The organism is Pseudomonas sp. F007, from assembly GCF_057814275.1.
In genome coordinates this window covers 208,689-226,531 of record NZ_JBVATA010000006.1, presented here as the reverse complement: position 1 = coordinate 226,531, position 17,843 = coordinate 208,689, and the positions used below count along the sequence as shown (strand labels likewise).

Genomic DNA, 17,843 nt, shown 5'->3' with positions numbered 1-17,843 from the left:
GGGATTGAGCGATTGTGCGACAAGTTACCAGGCCGGGTGCGACCTTTGTGCAACGGTCAGGCAGCAGCTTAAGCGTCTAATATGGCACTTCGACGGCAACTCGTTGCCTGTTACATGCTGTTGCGTGTCGACTGATCGGGAACTTCGTTTTATGCAAACCGCCTACACCGTCCTCATTCTGCTGATGCTGGTCAGCCTTTCGCGTCTGGTCGGCCGGTTGATCCCGCTGCCGCTGCCGCTGGTGCAGATCGCCGCGGGTGCGCTGCTGGCCTGGCCGACGTTGGGGCTGCACGTGGCGCTGGATCCCGAGCTGTTCCTGTTTCTATTCCTGCCGCCGCTGTTGTTTTCCGATGGTTGGCGCATGCCCAAGCGTGAACTGTGGAAACTGCGCGGACCCATCCTGACCCTGGCGGTTGGGCTGGTGCTGTTCACCGTGGTCGGCGCCGGCTACTTCATTCATTGGCTGTTGCCGAGCATACCGCTGCCGGTGGCCTTTGCGCTGGCGGCCGTGCTGTCGCCGACCGACGCCGTGGCGGTGTCGGCAATCACCCAGAACCGCCTGCCGACGCCCTTGATGCACATGCTCCAGGGCGAGGCGTTGATGAACGACGCGACGGGCCTGGTGACCTTCAAGTTCGCCCTGGCGGCGGCGCTCACTGGCATGTTCTCCCTGGCCAATGCCAGCCTGACGTTCGTGCTGGTGGCGATTGGCGGGCTGTTGGTCGGCGTGGCCTTGAGCTGGTTGGTCGGCCGCTTGCGGGCGTGGATGATCGCCCGGGGCTGGGACGATCCGGCGACCCATGTGGTGTTCATGTTGCTGCTGCCGTTTGCCGCCTATGTGCTGGCCGAACGCCTTGGCGCCTCGGGGATTCTGTCGGCGGTGGCGGCGGGGATGATGCAGAGCTGGCTCGACCTGCTGCCGCGCCAGACCAGCACCCGACTGCTCAACCGCAGCGTCTGGTCGCTGCTGGAGTTTGCCTTCAACGGCCTGATTTTCCTGCTGCTGGGTCTGCAACTGCCGGACATCATCAAGGCGGTGGCCAGCCATGAAAGCTCGTTGTGGCCGACGCTGTTCTATCGCGCCCTGGCAGTGCTGGCGATCTTTGCGGTGTTGCTGGTGCTGCGCTACATCTGGGTGCAGAGCATCTGGCGCCTCTATGGTTGGCTGCGGCGCTGGCGCGGAAGGGGCGAGTTGACGTTGGTGCCGACCGCGCGCTCGTGCTGGCTGTTGACGCTGGGCGGGGTGCGGGGGGCGGTGACCCTGGCAGGTGTAATGTCGATACCGCTGCTGCTCAACGGCGCGGACTTCCCGGAGCGCGATCTGCTGATCTTCATCGCTGCCGGGGTGATCCTGCTGTCGCTGGTGGCGGCCTGTATCGCCTTGCCGATCCTGTTGCGGGGGATTGAGCAAAGTCCTGACGAAAAACGTCTGCAAGAGGTGCGTGAGGCCTGGCGCAAGACCGCCGAGGCGGCGATCCATGCGCTGGAGGCGCAGGAGGTCAACCCGCAGGACGCGGCGCAAGCGGCACTGGCGGCTGAACTCAAGGCGCGGATCATGTCCGAGTACCGGCATCAGTTGGACGTGTTCAACGATTCCGCCGAAGCCCAGGCGCTGGCCTTCCAGATGGATTTGCTGGAGCGACGCATGCGCCTGAACGCCTTGCGCGCCCAGCGCCTGGAACTGTACCGGCTCAGCCGCCAACACCAGATTGGTGATGACGTGCTGCGCGAGGTGCTGGCTGACCTGGACTTGAGCGAGGCCAACCTGGGTCACGTCAAATAAGGAGGGTGGGGCGCCTTGGTTGCGGTCGATTGGCTAGGGTTTTGGATAGGCTCGACGAACGTTGCGTCGATCAAGCTTGCTGATCCGGGTATTGACCCCCACCTGCCAATCTTCGGTGGTCAACTCGTTGGGGACTTCGTAGTGCATGATCGAGTCCTTGTCGTACGGTCCCGTCAGCAAGTCGTCGCTTAGTGGCGTGAGGATGTTGAAGTCGACTTCTTCCGTGGTCCACCCGAAGTGCAGGGCGTAGTAGTCGTAGAGCTTCGCTACATCCCACGGGATGTTGGCTTTCGGGTGCAAGTGTTCATGTTGCAGTCCCAGCGCATGCCCGAACTCATGGAGTACGGTCAGGTCGAACTCTGCTTCATCCGGTCCAGCGGCGATGCTCAGGGTGGGAACATCCATCGCCGCCAGGAGAGCGTCAGTCCCGATATAGGAATTGTTCAGATCACCTCCGAGGAAGATACGAATATCCCCTGCGCGCTTGTCATCAAAGTTGAATGACAGGTTGGTGGCCGGCTCCCATTGTCGGATCAGCCGCTCAACGCGGGCCTTGAGGTCAGTAGCGACAGGTGGCATGAAACTGATGTTCAACACCCGTCCATTGCCCCAGAACTTTTGCCACGAGCCTGTCGAGCGCTTGTGGCGAGCACCGGATGCTGCGGCTGGTTGGTTGTTCGGATTCTCCGAGATCGCAGCATGAAATGAGTCTGTCTCATTGTCAGGTTGGCGAGTTCGGCACGGCGCAAAGGGTTTCATTAATGTCATCCTTGAATTAACGAGTTGATTTGAAGGGTGGGTTTAAACGCAATTATCGCTAGTAACGATTGAGTGTTTTCTCAGGTAATGGTGATAGCGCGGGCATAACTTAGGGATGATGGAGCGCTGGGTAAAGCCGCAAGTGTGAGAGGTTGTTGCTGCTTGTGAGGTCAGGTTCTGGCAATGAAGTACTGCGCCAGATTGCCTGGCGCAGAACTGTCGATGTTACTTGCGTCGAATAATGAACGCGCGAATCCGCTCGGCGGCTTCCACGCATTCGGCCAGCGGCGCAACCAGGGCCATGCGCACGCGTCCGGCGCCAGGGTTGAAGCCATCGACTTCGCGCGACAGGTAGGAGCCAGGGACCACGGTCACGTGTTCTTCGACAAACAGGTCGCGGCAGAAGGCGGCATCGTCACCTTCGACGTTCGGCCACAGGTAGAAGCTGCCATCCGGACGCTGGACGTCGAGCACCGGGGCGAGGATCTCCAGCACGGCGTCAAACTTCTCGCGGTACAGGGTGCGGTTGGCGCGCACGTGCTCTTCGTCGTTCCAGGCCGCGACGCTGGCCAATTGGGTTTGTACCGGCATGGCGCAGCCGTGGTAGGTGCGGTACAGCAGGAAACCCTTGAGAATCTCGGCGTCGCCGGCGACAAAGCCCGAACGCAGGCCCGGCAGGTTGGAGCGCTTGGACAGGCTGTGGAATACCACGCAGCGTTTGAAATCTTTACGGCCCAGTTCCACGCAGGCGCTGAGCAGGCCTGGCGGAGGGGTCTGTTCGTCAAAATAGAGCTCGCTGTAGCACTCGTCGGCGGCGATCACGAAGTCGTATTCGTCGGCCAGGGCGATGAGTTTCTTCAGGGTCTCGACCGGGATCAGTGCGCCGGTCGGGTTGCCTGGCGAGCACAGGAACAGAATCTGGCAACGCTGCCAGATCTCGGGCGACACCGCATCGAAATCCGGGTTGAAGCCGTTTTCGTCGAGGCACGGCAAGTAGTGGGGTTTGGCGCCGGCGAGGAACGCTGCGCCTTCGTAGATCTGGTAGAACGGGTTCGGGCTGACGACCAGCGCGTCTTCGCCACGGTTGACCACGGTCTGGGTAAAGGCGAACAGCGCTTCACGGGTGCCATTGACCGGCAGCACATTGCGCGCCGGATCGATCCAGCCAGCCGGGACCTTGAAACGACGCTCGCACCAGCCGCCGATGGCCTCGCGCAATGCGGGCAGGCCGAGGGTGGTCGGGTAGACCGCCATCTGGTCGAGGTTGTCGGCCAGGGCCTGGGCGACGAACTCCGGCGAGCGGTGCTTCGGCTCGCCGATGGACAGGGCGATCGGGCGTTTGTCCGGGTTGGGGGTGACCGCACCGAGCAGGGCGCGCAGTTTCTCGAACGGGTAAGGCTGGAGCTGGTTCAGAGCGTTGTTCATCGGTGCGGGGTCTCGATCAAAGCAGTTAAATCATGGCGTGCATCAGATGCTGATGCGCGACAGGTTGACATCGGATTCGGGTCTGACGCTCAGTTGCTCGACAATTGCATCCTGCAGGCGGCTGCACAGTTGCGGGTCGGACAACGGCTGGTTCTCGGCGTCGGTGATGAAGAACACGTCTTCGACCCGCTCGCCCAGGGTGGCAATCTTGGCGTTCTGCAGCGACAGGTCGAACTCGAGGAATATCCCGCCGATCCGCGCCAGCAGGCCCGGCCGATCCGGCGCGCTGAGCTCGAGGACGGTCACCGGGCGATGGGCGTCGTTATGGATGGTCACCTGGGGCGCAAAGGCAAAGTGCTTGAGCTGGCGCGGTACCCGGCGCTGGATGATGGTCGGGTAGTCGTCCGGATTGCGCAGGGCTTCGGTCAGGCCGTCGCGGATCTGTTTGACCCGGACCGGGTTGTCGCCAATCGAATCGCCGTCGGTGTCGAGCACGATGTAGGTGTCGAGGGTGAACTGGCTGGTGGAGGTGATGACCCGGGCATCGTGAATGTTCAGGTTGAGCTGGTCCATCGCGGCCACGGTCACGGCGAAGAAGTCGTGCTGGTCCGGGGCATAAATGAAAATCTGCGTGCCGCCTTCGAATTCGCGCTGGGTGGTTTCCTTGATCAACACCAGCGGGCCGCCGTCAGACGGTTGCTGGAGAATCGCGTCGCTGTGCCAGGCGACGTCGCCGGCGGTGTGGCGCAGGAAATAATCGTCGCCCAATTGCGACCACAGCTGCTCGACGTCGTCTGGATCGGTGCCGCCGCGCACCAGGATGTCCAGGGCGGCACTTTGAGTCTGGCGGATCTGCTCTTCGCGATCCACCGGGTTCTCCAGGCCGCGACGCAGGGCGCGCTTGGTCTCGGTGTACAGCTGGCGCAGCAGGCTGGCTCGCCAGGAGTTCCACAGGGTCGGGTTGGTGGCGTTGATGTCGGCGACCGTCAGCACATAGAGGTAGTTGAGCCGGGTTTCGTCGCCGACCACCTGGGCAAAATCGTGGATCACCTGCGGATCGGAGAGGTCCTTGCGTTGGGCCGTGGTCGACATCACCAGGTGGTTCTGCACCAGCCAGACGATCAGTCGGCTGTCCCAGGCGGGCAGTTGATGGCGCTGGCAAAAGGCTTCGGCGTCGACTGCGCCGATGTCCGAGTGGTCGCCATGCCGGCCTTTGCCAATATCGTGGTACAGCCCGGCGAGGTAGACCAGTTCGGGCTTGGGCAGCTTGCCCATGGTCTTGCTGGCCAGCGGAAATTTTTCTGACACCTGGGTGTACTGCAGTTTACGCAGGTGCTTGATCAGGTTCAGGGTGTGGGCGTCAACCGTGTAGATGTGGAACAGGTCGTGCTGCATCTGCCCGACAATGAAGCCGAACTCCGGCAGGTAGCGCCCGAGAATGCCGTAGCGGTTCATGCGCCGCAGGTTGCGGTGGATGCCGATCTTGCACTTGAACAGCTCGATGAACAGGCTGGTGTTGCGAATGTCGTGGCGAAATTCATCGTTGATCAGGTGCCGGTGTTCGCGCAGCAGGCGAATGGTGTCGGCGCGCACCCCTTTGATTTCCGGTTGCTGGGCCATCAGCACGAAGATTTCCAGCATGGCAAACGGCGTGCGCTTGAACACATTGCTGTTGATTGCCTCGATGTAGCCATCATGCAACTGGAAGCGCGAGTTGATCGGTTGCGGCGGCGCTTCGTCTTCCGGGGCGAGGATGATTTCCTCGAAGTGCTGGATGATCAGGTCGCTGAGCTGGGCAATGCTCATGACCACCCGGTAGTACTGCTGCATGAAGTTTTCGATGGCCTGTTTCGCGTCATCGCCCTCAAAGCCGAGCAAGCCGGCAATCGAGCGCTGGTGGTCGAACAGCAGGCGGTCCTCGGAGCGCCCGGCCAGCATGTGCAGGGCATAGCGGACTTTCCACAGGAACTCCTGGGACGAGGCCAGCAGGGCGTTTTCGCTTTCGACCAGGAAACCTTCGCCCGCCAGGGCGTGCAGGTTCAGGGTGCCGTACTGGCGACGGGCAACCCAGAGGATGGTCTGGATATCCCGAAGGCCGCCGGGCGAGCCCTTGACGTTGGGTTCCAGGTTGTATTCGGTGTCGTTGTACTTGTGGTGACGGGCCTTCTGCTCGGCGCGCTTGGCCAGGAAAAACTCCTTGGCCGGCCACATGTGCTGGGTGCTGGTGACGTCGAGCATGCGCTGGCGCAGACGCTCGGGGCCGGCGATGGTGCGGCTTTCCATGAGGTTGGTAACAACCGTGAGGTCGGCGCGCGCCTCCTGGGCGCACTCTTCGACCGAGCGCACGCTCTGGCCCACTTCCAGGCCAATGTCCCACAACAGCGTGAGAAAGCGCTCGATGGAGTCGCGGAAGATTTCGTGATCGGCGCTGTCCAGCAGGATCAGCAGGTCGATGTCGGAGTAGGGGTGCAGTTCGCCGCGTCCGTAGCCGCCCACGGCGACCAGGGCGATGTCGGCGTCTGCACTCCAGGTGAACTGTTCCCAGGCCTTTTGCAGGATGTTGTCGACGAACCATGCGCGGTCTTCGATCAGCCGGCGAATGTCGCGGCCAGTGCGAAAGCGCGTGTCGAGCACTTCGCGGGCCTGGCGAATGGCCTTTTTGAATGCCGCAATCGGGCTTGCCTTCAGGGCCAGTTCAGCCTGGAACTGGCCGCGGTCAAACAGTTCTGGATCCACCTGCGGCATCGATTGGCTTTCCTTCTATAAGGCTGGGAACGGCAAGTCAGGCGGAAACGCGTGGGATGGTGTCATCGCTGCGCAAGGTGAAGATCTCGTAGCCGGTGTCGGTGACCAGCAGGGTGTGCTCCCACTGTGCCGAGAGCTTGCGGTCTTTGGTGATGGCGGTCCAGCCGTCGCCCAGCACCTTGGTGTCAGCCTTGCCCTGGTTGATCATCGGCTCGATGGTGAAGGTCATGCCGGCTTGCAGCTCCATGCCGGTGCCTGCGCGACCGTAGTGGAGGATCTGCGGTTCTTCGTGGAACACCTTGCCAATGCCGTGGCCGCAGAACTCGCGAACCACCGAGAAACCGTTCTTCTCGGCGTGCTTCTGGATCACTTCGCCGATGTCACCCAGGCGGCAGCCAGGCTTGACCAGTTCGATGGCCTTGTACATGCATTCCTGGGTGACCTGCGACAGGCGCTCGGCCCACACGGGCACGGTGCCGACATGGAACATGCGGCTGGTGTCGCCGTGGTAGCCGTCCTTGATCACCGTGACGTCGATGTTCAGGGTGTCGCCATCCTTCAGCGCTTTTTCATTGGGGATGCCGTGGCAGACCACGTGGTTGATCGAAGTGCAGATCGACTTCGGAAAGCCTTTGTAGTTGAGCGGGGCAGGGATGGCCTTCTGCTCGTTGACGATGTAGTCGTGGCAGATGCGGTCGAGCTCTTCGGTGGTGACGCCGGGCTTGACGTATTCGGCAATCATTTCCAGGACGTCGGCGGCAAGCTTGCCGGCGATGCGCATTTTGGCGATGTCCTCTGGGGTTTTGAGGGTGACGGTCATACAGGCTCTCTCTACGCTCAGTGGCGCTTTCTATGCGGAATGGGGCGGTGTGGTGCGGTGTGTTGCCCCGAAAAGCGCAATTCTACCAGACGATCAGGGCAAAACCGTGGCGGGCTGCATCGCTTCTCTCTATAGGGTGGCGCAGTCTGCGCTGATTCTACGGCTGCAACGGCGCCGCGCGCGGGCTTTTGAGAATCCGGGTTCCGTTTTCAACCTCGCTGTGGTATAAAATGCGCCGCTTTCCGGGGATGCCCCGAAAAGCTTAAATCCACACACGTGTCGACACGATGACCTGGGTGCCTTCAGCTGAAGCTGCTGGTTGGTCATTGGGATACGTGGAGGCCAAACCCGACTTATTAAGGAACTATCATGTCCCAAGTCAACATGCGCGATATGCTGAAGGCCGGTGTGCACTTCGGTCACCAGACCCGTTACTGGAACCCGAAAATGGGCAAGTACATTTTCGGCGCGCGTAACAAGATTCACATCATCAACCTTGAAAAAACCCTGCCAATGTTCAACGAAGCTCTGACTTTCGTAGAGCGCCTGGCCCAGGGCAAAAACAAGATTCTGTTCGTCGGCACCAAGCGTTCCGCTGGCAAGATCGTTGCTGAAGAAGCAGCACGTTGCGGCTCGCCGTACGTCGATCACCGCTGGTTGGGCGGCATGCTGACCAACTTCAAGACCATCCGTGCTTCCATCAAGCGTCTGCGTGACCTTGAAGTACAAGCCGAAGACGGTACTTTCGCCAAGCTGACCAAGAAAGAAGCGCTGATGCGCTCCCGTGACCTGGAAAAGCTCGATCGTTCCCTGGGTGGTATCAAGGACATGGGCGGTCTGCCTGACGCACTGTTCGTTATCGACGTTGATCACGAGCGCATCGCGATCACCGAAGCCAACAAGCTGGGCATCCCGGTTATCGGCGTAGTCGATACCAACAGCAGCCCGGAAGGCGTTGACTACATCATCCCAGGCAACGATGACGCCATCCGCGCTATCCAGCTGTACATGGGTTCGATGGCTGACGCTGTTATCCGTGGTCGCAACAACGTTGCTGGCGCCACCGAAGTTTTCGTTGAAGAAGCTCCGGCAGCTGCCGCTGAGTAATTGACGCCTTGGCGTTGACTCAGTAAGCAAAAAGGGGGCTTGGCCCCCTTTTTGCCACCTCGAAAACCATTTGTCGGCGCCCACTGCCTTTTTTGTAACGTGCGGCAGCTAACAAGGGTGGTTCGGGGAAGAATTGAACGCCCGTTCGATCGGGTGGAATGGTTGATAACCTATCCAAGAGGAATTTTGAAATGGCAGAGATTACTGCAGCGTTGGTCAAAGAACTGCGCGAGCGTACTGGCGAAGGCATGATGGACTGCAAGAAGGCCTTGACCAAGGCTGGCGGCGACATCGAAAAAGCCATTGATGACATGCGTGCTTCGGGCGCCATCAAGGCTGCCAAAAAAGCAGGTAACGTTGCTGCTGAAGGCGCCATCGCGCTGAAAGAAGACGGCAAATCCGCCGTTCTGCTGGAAGTGAACTCGCAGACCGACTTCCTGGCTCTGCAGGACGACTTCAAGGCATTCGTTGCTGCCAGCGTTGAAAAAGCGTTCGCTGACAAGCTGACTGACGTTGCTCCGCTGATCGAAGCTCAAGAAGCTGATCGTCTGGTGCTGGTTGGCAAGGTTGGCGAAAACGTCAACATCCGTCGCCTGGTGCGCGTTGAAGGTGACGTGGTTGGTGGTTACCTGCACGGCAACAAGATCGGCGTAGCTGTAGTCCTGAAAGGCGGCAATGTTGAGCTGGCCAAGGACATCGCTATGCACGTAGCGGCCAGCAACCCTGAGTTCCTGCTGCCTTCGGAAGTTTCTGACGAAGCGATCGAGCGCGAAAAAGCTGTGTTCCTGCAGCTGAACGAAGAAAAAATCAAAGGCAAGCCAGAAAACATTGTTGAGAACATGGTCAAAGGCCGTATCAGCAAGTTCCTGGCCGAAGCAAGCCTGGTTGAGCAGGCGTTCGTCAAGAACCCTGAAATCAAGGTTGGCGAACTGGCCAAGAAAGCCGGTGCTGAAATCGTTTCCTTCACTTACTTCAAAGTAGGCGAAGGCATCGAGAAGCCAGTGGACAACTTCGCTGAAGAAGTTGCTGCACAACTGGCTGCTGCCAAGCAGTAAGACAGTTTTTCAACTGTCGCCCTGAAGAGGCTGCCCGCTTACGCGCGCAGCCTCTTTTCAGATGGGGAGGCCGATTTATTTGGCATCCTGGCGGAACTGGCTTACAAAGCCGTGTTCCGATGGCGCTGTGATAGCGTCAAGCTAGAGTGAACGCAGGCTGCAAACCAGCTCGCAAAGAATTTTTTAAAATACGCCGCAGGAGAGATTCGCAATGGCTCAGCAGGGCAGTGGTTATCAGGCTCGCTATAAACGCATTCTACTCAAGCTTAGCGGCGAGGCCCTGATGGGCTCCGAAGAGTTCGGGATCGACCCCAAGGTTCTCGATCGCATGGCGCTGGAAGTCGGCCAACTGGTCGGTATCGGTGTCCAGGTCGGTCTGGTGATTGGTGGTGGCAACCTGTTCCGCGGCGCGGCATTGAGTGCAGCCGGTATGGATCGGGTAACCGGCGACCACATGGGCATGCTGGCCACTGTGATGAACGCCCTGGCCATGCGTGACGCGCTGGAGCGCGCCAATATCTCGGCGATCGTGATGTCGGCTATTTCCATGGTTGGCGTGACCGATCACTATGACCGCCGCAAAGCCATGCGCCACCTGAACGCCAAGGAAGTGGTGATCTTCGCTGCCGGTACCGGCAACCCGTTCTTCACCACCGACTCGGCTGCCTGCTTGCGCGCGATCGAGATCGACGCGGATGTTGTGTTGAAAGCAACCAAGGTCGACGGTGTGTACACTGCAGATCCATTCAAAGACCCGCATGCCGAGAAGTTCGATCATCTGACTTACGATGAAGTACTGGATCGCAAACTGGGCGTCATGGACCTGACCGCAATCTGCCTGTGCCGCGACCACAAGATGCCGCTGCGCGTATTTAACATGAACAAGCCCGGCGCCCTGCTGAATATCGTACATGGCGGCGCTGAAGGGACTCTGATCGAGGAAGGCGAACAATGATCAACGAAATCAAGAAAGACGCCCAAGCGCGTATGCAGAAATCCCTGGAGTCTCTGAGCCACGCATTCGGCCAGATTCGTACCGGCAAGGCGCACCCGAGCATCCTGGGCAGCGTGATGGTGCCTTACTACGGTGCTGACACCCCGCTGAGCGGCGTGGCCAACGTCACGGTGAAAGACTCCCGTACCCTGCAAGTCGTGGCCTTTGAGCGCAACATGCTCGCTGCCGTCGACAAGGCGATCCAGAGTGCTGGCCTGAACCTCAACCCGACCAACCTGGGCGAGTTGCTGTTGATTTCCATGCCTGCCCTGACCGAAGAGACCCGTAAGGGCTTCACCAAGCAGGCGCGCAGTGCAGCTGAAGATGCTCGTGTTGCCGTGCGCAACATTCGTCGTGATGCCCTGGGTGACCTGAAGAAGCTGGTCAAGGACAAGGAAATCAGCGAAGACGAAGAGCGCCGTGCCGTCGCTGATATCGACAAGCTGACCAAGGATGCCGAGGCCCAGATCACCAAGGCTACGGAAGAAAAAGAAAAAGACCTGATGGCCGTATAAGGGTCACCTTTTCATGGAAAAGACCAAGCAACCTGCGCTGTCCACGGTGCCGCGACACGTCGCGATCATCATGGACGGCAATAATCGCTGGGCAAAAAAACGCTTCCTGCCTGGCGTTGCCGGGCACAAGGCGGGCGTTGACGCGGTGCGTGCGGTAATCGAAGTGTGCGCCGAGTCGGGTGTCGAAGTGCTGACCCTGTTCGCCTTCTCCAGTGAGAACTGGCAGCGCCCGGCCGATGAGGTCAGTGCCTTGATGGACCTGTTCTTCAAGGCGTTGCGTCGCGAGGCCAAGCGCCTCAACGACAACAACATCACCTTGCGCATCATCGGTGATCGTTCGCGTTTTCATCCCGAGCTTCAGGCAGCCATGCGTGAAGCAGAGGCGATGACCGCCGGCGCCAACCGTTTTGTCCTGCAGATTGCCGCCAACTACGGCGGTCAGTGGGACATCGCCCAGGCTGCGCAACGTCTGGCGCGTGAAGTCCAGGCCGGCCACCTGCGGCCGGACGACATCACGCCCGGATTGTTGCAGACCTGCCTGTCCACCGGTGATCTGCCGTTGCCGGACCTGTGTATCCGCACCGGTGGCGAGCACCGCATCAGCAACTTCCTGCTGTGGCAGTTGGCGTATTCCGAGTTGTACTTCTCCGACCTGTTCTGGCCGGACTTCAAACACGAAGCCATGCGCACTGCGCTGGCCGATTTCGCTTCTCGCCAGCGTCGCTTCGGTAAAACGAGCGAGCAGGTCGAAGCTGGAGCCCGGGTTTAATGCTTAAACAACGAATCATCACGGCGCTGATCCTGCTGCCTATCGCCCTGTGCGGGTTTTTCCTGCTCGAGGGTTCCGGTTTTGCCCTGTTCATCGGCCTGGTAGTGACCCTTGGTGCGTGGGAATGGGCGCGCCTGGCAGGGTTCGAGGCGCAGTCCATGCGTATCGGCTATGCAGGGGTGGTGGCCGCCATGCTGTTCATCATGCACCTGGAGCAGGGGCTTGCGCCCTGGGTGTTGGGGGCGGCTGTGCTGTGGTGGGGCGTTGCTACCTTCCTGGTGCTGACCTATCCCCGTACCAGCGAGCATTGGGCCAGTGCGGCCTGCAAGCTGGTCATCGGCCTGTTGATCCTGTTGCCGGCCTGGCAGGGCCTGGTGATGATCAAGCAGTACCCGTTGGGTAACTGGCTGATCATGGCGGTCATGGTGCTGGTCTGGGGTGCCGATATTGGCGCCTACTTCTCCGGTCGGGCCTTCGGCAAGCGCAAGCTGGCACCAATGGTCAGTCCTGGCAAGAGCTGGGAGGGCGTGTACGGTGGCCTGGCGTTGAGCCTGGTGATCACCCTCATCGTCGGCCTGGTGCGTGACTGGTCCCTGGCCGACGCGCTCAAGGGCTTGATGGGGGCAGCCATCATTGTGTTCATCTCGGTGGTGGGCGATTTGACCGAAAGCATGTTCAAGCGCCAGGCGGGCATCAAGGACAGTAGCAATCTGCTGCCCGGTCACGGTGGGGTCCTGGACCGCATCGACAGCCTGACCGCTGCGATTCCGGTGTTTGCCGTGCTGCTCTGGATGGCTGCACCGTGAGCCGTCCTCAACAGATCACTGTACTGGGGGCGACCGGCTCCATTGGCCTGAGTACCCTGGATGTCATCGCCCGTCACCCCGAGCGCTACCAGGTCTTTGCCCTGAGCGGCTATTCGCGCCTGAGCGAGTTGCTGGCCCTGTGTGTCCGTCATGTGCCGCGTTTTGCGGTGGTGCCGGAGCCGGTGGCGGGGCGCCGACTGCAGGATGATTTGCGTGCGGCAGGTTTACCGACGCGCGTTCTGGTGGGGGAGGAGGGGCTGTGCCAGATTGCCTCCGACGCCGAAGTCGACGCAGTGATGGCGGCGATTGTCGGGGCGGCGGGTTTGCGCCCGACCCTGGCGGCGGTCGAGGCCGGCAAGAAGATTCTGCTGGCCAACAAGGAGGCGCTGGTGATGTCCGGCGCCCTGTTCATGCAGGCCGTGCATAAAAGTGGTTCGGTGTTGTTGCCTATCGACAGCGAGCACAATGCGATTTTTCAGTGTATGCCGACGGATTTTTCCCGTGGGTTGAGCAATGTCGGCGTGCGGCGGATTCTGCTGACAGCCTCGGGCGGTCCATTCCGACAAACCCCTCTGGTTGAGCTCGAGCATGTTACGCCGGATCAGGCGTGTGCCCATCCCAACTGGTCGATGGGGCGCAAGATTTCGGTCGACTCCGCGAGCATGATGAACAAGGGGCTGGAGTTGATCGAGGCCTGCTGGCTGTTCGATGCCAGGCCGTCCCAGGTTGAAGTGGTGATCCATCCACAGAGCGTGATCCACTCGCTGGTCGATTACGTCGATGGTTCGGTGTTGGCCCAGTTGGGTAATCCGGATATGCGTACGCCGATTGCCAATGCCCTGGCGTGGCCGCAGCGGATCGACTCCGGAGTGCCGCCCTTGGACCTGTTTGCCGTGGCGCGCCTGGACTTCCAGGCTCCCGATGAGGAACGCTTCCCGTGCCTGCGCCTGGCACGCCAGGCGGCAGAGGCCGGCAACAGTGCGCCGGCCATGCTGAACGCGGCAAATGAAGTCGCGGTGGCGGCCTTTCTCGATGGGCGTGTCCGTTACCTGGAAATCGCGAGTATCATCGAGGAAGTATTGAACCTCGAACCGGTGGTTTCGGTTGATGATCTGGATGCAGTATTCACGGCGGATGCCAAGGCACGTGAGCTGGCCGGGCGTTGGTTGAGTCGTCACGGGCGATAACTGTCGCGCTGGGTTGCATGTGGCGGCGCTGTTTAGGAATGCGGAGAAAAGTAGATGAGCGCGCTCTATATGATTGTCGGCACCCTGGTGGCTCTGGGCGTGCTGGTCACTTTCCATGAATTTGGCCATTTCTGGGTCGCGCGTCGCTGTGGCGTCAAGGTTCTGCGTTTCTCCGTCGGCTTTGGCATGCCGCTGCTGCGCTGGCATGACCGCCAGGGTACGGAATTCGTGATCGCGGCCATCCCCCTGGGTGGCTACGTGAAAATGCTCGATGAGCGTGAAGGCGAAGTACCGGCCGATCAGCTCGATCAATCCTTCAATCGCAAAACCGTTCGTCAGCGCATCGCCATTGTCGCCGCGGGTCCCATCGCCAACTTCATGCTGGCGTTGGTGTTCTTCTGGGTCCTGGCGATGCTCGGCAGCGAGCAGGTGCGCCCGGTGATCGGAGCGGTCGAGAGCGGCAGCATCGCCGCCACGGCCGGCTTGAATGCGGGGCAGGAAATTGTCGCGATCGATGGCGAGCCGACGTCCGGTTGGGCGGCGGTCAATCTGCAACTGGTACGCCGCCTCGGTGAAAGCGGATCGGTGCAGGTGCTGGTTCGCGATGAAGGCTCCAGCGCCGACATCCGCAAGGAACTGATCCTAAATAATTGGCTCAAAGGTGCCGATGAGCCCGATCCGATTCGTTCACTGGGTATTCGTCCATGGCGCCCGGCATTGCCGCCGGTGCTGGCTGAGCTCGATCCGAAAGGTCCGGCGCAGGCTGCCGGGCTGAAGACCGGCGACCGTCTGCTGGCCCTGGACGGCCAGGCACTGACCGATTGGCAGCAGGTGGTGGATTGGGTTCGGGTGCGTCCTGAAAGCAAGATTGTGCTGAAGGTCGAGCGTGACGGCGTACAAATCGATGTGCCTGTCACGTTGGCGGCGCGCGGCGACGGCAAGGCGGCTACCGGATACCTGGGGGCCGGGGTCAAGGCTGTCGATTGGCCACCAGCGATGATTCGGGAGGTCAGTTATGGCCCCCTGGCAGCCATTGGCGAAGGCGCACGCCGTACCTGGACCATGAGCGTCCTGACGCTCGATTCGCTGAAGAAAATGTTGTTCGGCGAGCTCTCGGTAAAAAACTTGAGCGGACCGATAACCATTGCTAAAGTGGCGGGCGCTTCTGCCCAGTCGGGCGTCGCTGATTTCCTGAATTTCCTTGCTTATCTGAGTATTAGCCTGGGGGTTCTGAATTTGTTGCCCATTCCTGTACTGGATGGGGGGCATCTGTTGTTTTATCTGATCGAGTGGGCGCGTGGTCGTCCCTTGTCGGATCGGGTGCAAGGTTGGGGGATACAGATCGGTATCAGCTTGGTGGTCGGGGTCATGCTTCTTGCTCTGGTCAACGATCTGGGTCGACTGTAACGCTTCGCGAAATTGCGAATCTGCCGCATTGTGCGGCAGTTTGTTTATTGCCAGTTGGAATAAGAAAGGACTTCATGAAACGTCTGCTGCTAACTGCGGTTCTCTCCGTATTGATGATCGCCGAAGTTCACGCCGAGTCCTTCACTATCTCCGATATTCGTGTCAACGGCCTGCAGCGGGTATCCGCGGGCAGCGTCTTTGGTGCCTTGCCGTTGAACGTTGGTGAACAGGCTGATGACCGTCGTCTGGTCGAGTCGACTCGTGCTCTGTTCAAAACCGGGTTCTTCCAGGATATCCAGCTGGGTCGCGATGGCAACGTCCTCGTCATCACGGTAGTCGAGCGTCCGTCGGTTGCCAGTATCGAGATCGAAGGCAACAAGGCGATCTCTACCGAAGACCTGATGAAAGGCCTGAAGCAATCCGGCCTGGCCGAAGGCGAGATCTTCCAGCGTGCGACCCTCGAAGGGGTACGTAACGAGTTGCAACGCCAGTACGTGGCCCAAGGCCGCTACTCGGCGACCGTTGATACCGAAGTGGTTCCACAGCCGCGTAACCGCGTGGGCCTGAAGGTCAATATCAACGAGGGCACCGTTGCCGCCATCCAGCACATCAACGTGGTAGGTAACACGGTCTTCCCCGAAGAAGACCTGACCGACCTGTTCGAACTAAAAACCACCAACTGGTTGTCATTCTTCAAGAACGATGACAAGTACGCCCGTGAAAAACTCTCCGGTGACCTGGAGCGCCTGCGTTCCTACTACCTGGACCGTGGCTATATCAACATGGATATCGCTTCGACCCAGGTGTCCATCACCCCGGACAAGAAGCACGTCTACATCACCGTCAACGTCACCGAAGGCCAGAAGTACAACGTGCGTGACGTGAAGCTCAGCGGCGACCTGAAAGTGCCTGAAGATCAGGTCAAGGCGCTGTTGCTGGTGCAGAAGGGCCAGGTATTCTCGCGCAAGCTGATGACCACCACCTCCGATTTGATCACTCGCCGCCTGGGTAACGAGGGTTACACCTTCGCCAACGTCAACGGCGTGCCTCAGCCACATGATGACGATCACACTGTCGACATCACCTTTGTGGTCGATCCGGGCAAGCGCGCCTATGTGAACCGTATCAACTTCCGTGGCAACACCAAGTCCGAAGACGAAGTGCTGCGTCGTGAAATGCGTCAGATGGAAGGTGGCTGGGCTTCGACCTACCTGATCGACCAGTCCAAGACCCGTCTGGAACGTCTGGGCTTCTTCAAGGAAGTCAACGTCGAGACGCCGGCCGTGCCGGGTGTCGATGACCAGGTTGACGTGAACTACAGCGTAGAAGAACAAGCCTCCGGCTCGATCACCGCGAGCGTTGGTTTCGCCCAGAGCGCCGGTCTGATCCTTGGTGGTTCGATCACCCAGAACAACTTCCTGGGTACCGGTAACAAGGTCAGCATCGGCCTGACCCGCAGCGAATACCAGAGCCGCTATAACTTCGGTTATGTCGACCCCTACTGGACTGCCGACGGCGTGAGCCTGGGTTACAACGCGTTCTACCGCACCACTGACTACGATGAGCTCGATACCGACGTTTCCAGCTATGCCGTGGACAGCCTGGGTGCTGGTGTCAGCGTTGGCTACCCGATCAGCGAGACTTCGCGCCTGACCTTTGGCTTCAATGCCCAGCAGGACAAGATCAAGACCGGTAACTACACCGTCGACGAAATCTTCGACTTCGTTAACCGTGAAGGCGACCAATACCTGAACTTCAAGGCGTCGGCCGGCTGGTCCGAATCGACCCTGAACAAAGGCGTGCTGGCGACCCGTGGTCATGCACAAAGCATCACGCTGGAAACCACGGTGCCGGGCAGCGACCTGTCGTTCTTCAAGCTCGACTACCGCGGTCAGTTGTTCACGCCTTTGAGCGACAACTACACCATGCGCTTCCACACCGAGCTGGGCTACGGTGACGGTTATGGTTCGACGGATGGCTTGCCATTCTACGAAAACTACTATGCTGGTGGTTTCAACTCGGTTCGTGGCTTCAAGGACAGTACCCTGGGCCCGCGCAGTACTCCGAGCCGTGGTGTTGGCGAAACCGGTAACCAGGGCACGCTGGCCGACCCGGACCAGGATCCATTGCCGTTTGGTGGTAACGTCCTGATCCAGGGTGGTGCCGAGCTGCTGTTCCCGCTGCCTTTCGTCAAGGACCAGCGTTCGCTTCGGACCTCTGTATTCTGGGACGTGGGTAACGTATTTGACTCCAAGTGTGATCAAAGCACTAACGCCAATGGCACCTCGAAGTCGAACACGCAGTGCAACGACGTGAGCCTGAGCAATATGGCCAGCTCCGTCGGTGTCGGTGTGACCTGGGTGACGGCATTGGGTCCGTTGAGTTTTGCCCTGGCGATGCCAGTGAAGAAACCTGATAACGCTGAAACCCAAGTGTTCCAATTTTCCCTCGGTCAGACGTTCTAAGCGCCT

At 59.9% G+C, this 17,843-nt stretch carries 14 protein-coding genes; 10 read left to right on the top strand and 4 right to left on the bottom strand.

What is annotated here, in order from left to right:
- Nucleotides 1-151: 151 nt before the first annotated feature.
- A complete protein-coding gene (locus ACZYR5_RS16475) occupies nt 152-1,783 on the top strand; it encodes a Na+/H+ antiporter (RefSeq protein WP_489090159.1) in 1,632 nt (543 codons plus the stop codon).
- A gap of 33 nt (nt 1,784-1,816) precedes the next feature.
- On the opposite strand, the gene ACZYR5_RS16470 is transcribed toward ACZYR5_RS16475, so the two are convergent.
- From ACZYR5_RS16470 to map, 4 genes are all read right to left on the bottom strand, one after another.
- Nucleotides 1,817-2,542 (bottom strand): M12 family metallopeptidase, encoded by a 726-nt coding sequence (locus tag ACZYR5_RS16470; RefSeq protein WP_489090158.1) that lies wholly within the window; start codon nt 2,540-2,542, stop codon nt 1,817-1,819.
- Between the two features lie 225 nt (nt 2,543-2,767).
- Complete coding sequence (gene dapC / locus ACZYR5_RS16465; RefSeq protein ID WP_489090157.1) at nt 2,768-3,967, bottom strand: succinyldiaminopimelate transaminase; 1,200 nt, start codon at nt 3,965-3,967, stop codon at nt 2,768-2,770.
- 42 nt (nt 3,968-4,009) lie between these two features.
- Complete coding sequence (locus ACZYR5_RS16460) at nt 4,010-6,712, bottom strand: [protein-PII] uridylyltransferase (protein WP_489090156.1); 2,703 nt, start codon at nt 6,710-6,712, stop codon at nt 4,010-4,012.
- 37 nt (nt 6,713-6,749) lie between these two features.
- Nucleotides 6,750-7,532, bottom strand: a complete 783-nt coding sequence (gene map / locus ACZYR5_RS16455) for a type I methionyl aminopeptidase (protein WP_489090155.1) — start codon at nt 7,530-7,532, stop codon at nt 6,750-6,752.
- Nucleotides 7,533-7,901: 369 nt separating this feature from the next.
- On the opposite strand from map, the gene rpsB reads away from it, so the two are divergent.
- The 9 genes from rpsB to bamA all read left to right on the top strand — a co-directional run bounded on the left by rpsB (nt 7,902) and on the right by bamA (nt 17,837).
- Entirely contained in the window at nt 7,902-8,639 is a 738-nt protein-coding gene (gene rpsB / locus ACZYR5_RS16450; RefSeq protein ID WP_027619050.1) for a 30S ribosomal protein S2, read from the top strand.
- A gap of 191 nt (nt 8,640-8,830) precedes the next feature.
- Nucleotides 8,831-9,694: a translation elongation factor Ts gene (gene tsf, locus ACZYR5_RS16445; protein WP_489090392.1), complete on the top strand. Its 864-nt coding sequence runs from the start codon at nt 8,831-8,833 to the stop codon at nt 9,692-9,694.
- A 211-nt stretch (nt 9,695-9,905) separates the two neighbouring features.
- The gene (gene pyrH / locus ACZYR5_RS16440) at nt 9,906-10,649 is read left to right on the top strand and encodes a UMP kinase (protein WP_019692086.1); all 744 of its coding nucleotides are present in this window, start codon (nt 9,906-9,908) and stop codon (nt 10,647-10,649) included.
- Nucleotides 10,646-11,203 carry a ribosome recycling factor gene (frr, locus tag ACZYR5_RS16435; protein ID WP_016974404.1) on the top strand — a complete coding sequence of 186 codons (558 nt, stop codon included), beginning with the start codon at nt 10,646-10,648 and terminating at the stop codon, nt 11,201-11,203. Before pyrH ends, frr begins: the two co-directional genes overlap by 4 nt.
- Nucleotides 11,204-11,216: 13 nt before the next feature.
- Nucleotides 11,217-11,972 (top strand): polyprenyl diphosphate synthase, encoded by a 756-nt coding sequence (gene uppS, locus ACZYR5_RS16430; RefSeq protein ID WP_489090154.1) that lies wholly within the window; start codon nt 11,217-11,219, stop codon nt 11,970-11,972.
- Nucleotides 11,972-12,778 carry a phosphatidate cytidylyltransferase gene (locus tag ACZYR5_RS16425; RefSeq protein ID WP_489090153.1) on the top strand — a complete coding sequence of 269 codons (807 nt, stop codon included), beginning with the start codon at nt 11,972-11,974 and terminating at the stop codon, nt 12,776-12,778. The genes uppS and ACZYR5_RS16425 overlap by 1 nt, the downstream gene beginning before the upstream one ends.
- On the top strand, nt 12,775-13,965 hold the full coding sequence (ispC, locus tag ACZYR5_RS16420; protein ID WP_489090152.1) for a 1-deoxy-D-xylulose-5-phosphate reductoisomerase: 1,191 nt from the start codon (nt 12,775-12,777) through the stop codon (nt 13,963-13,965). Before ACZYR5_RS16425 ends, ispC begins: the two co-directional genes overlap by 4 nt.
- Before the next feature lie 54 nt (nt 13,966-14,019).
- Nucleotides 14,020-15,372 (top strand): sigma E protease regulator RseP, encoded by a 1,353-nt coding sequence (rseP, locus tag ACZYR5_RS16415; protein WP_489090151.1) that lies wholly within the window; start codon nt 14,020-14,022, stop codon nt 15,370-15,372.
- Between the two features lie 74 nt (nt 15,373-15,446).
- The gene (gene bamA, locus ACZYR5_RS16410) at nt 15,447-17,837 is read left to right on the top strand and encodes an outer membrane protein assembly factor BamA (protein ID WP_489090150.1); all 2,391 of its coding nucleotides are present in this window, start codon (nt 15,447-15,449) and stop codon (nt 17,835-17,837) included.
- Nucleotides 17,838-17,843: the final 6 nt, after the last annotated feature.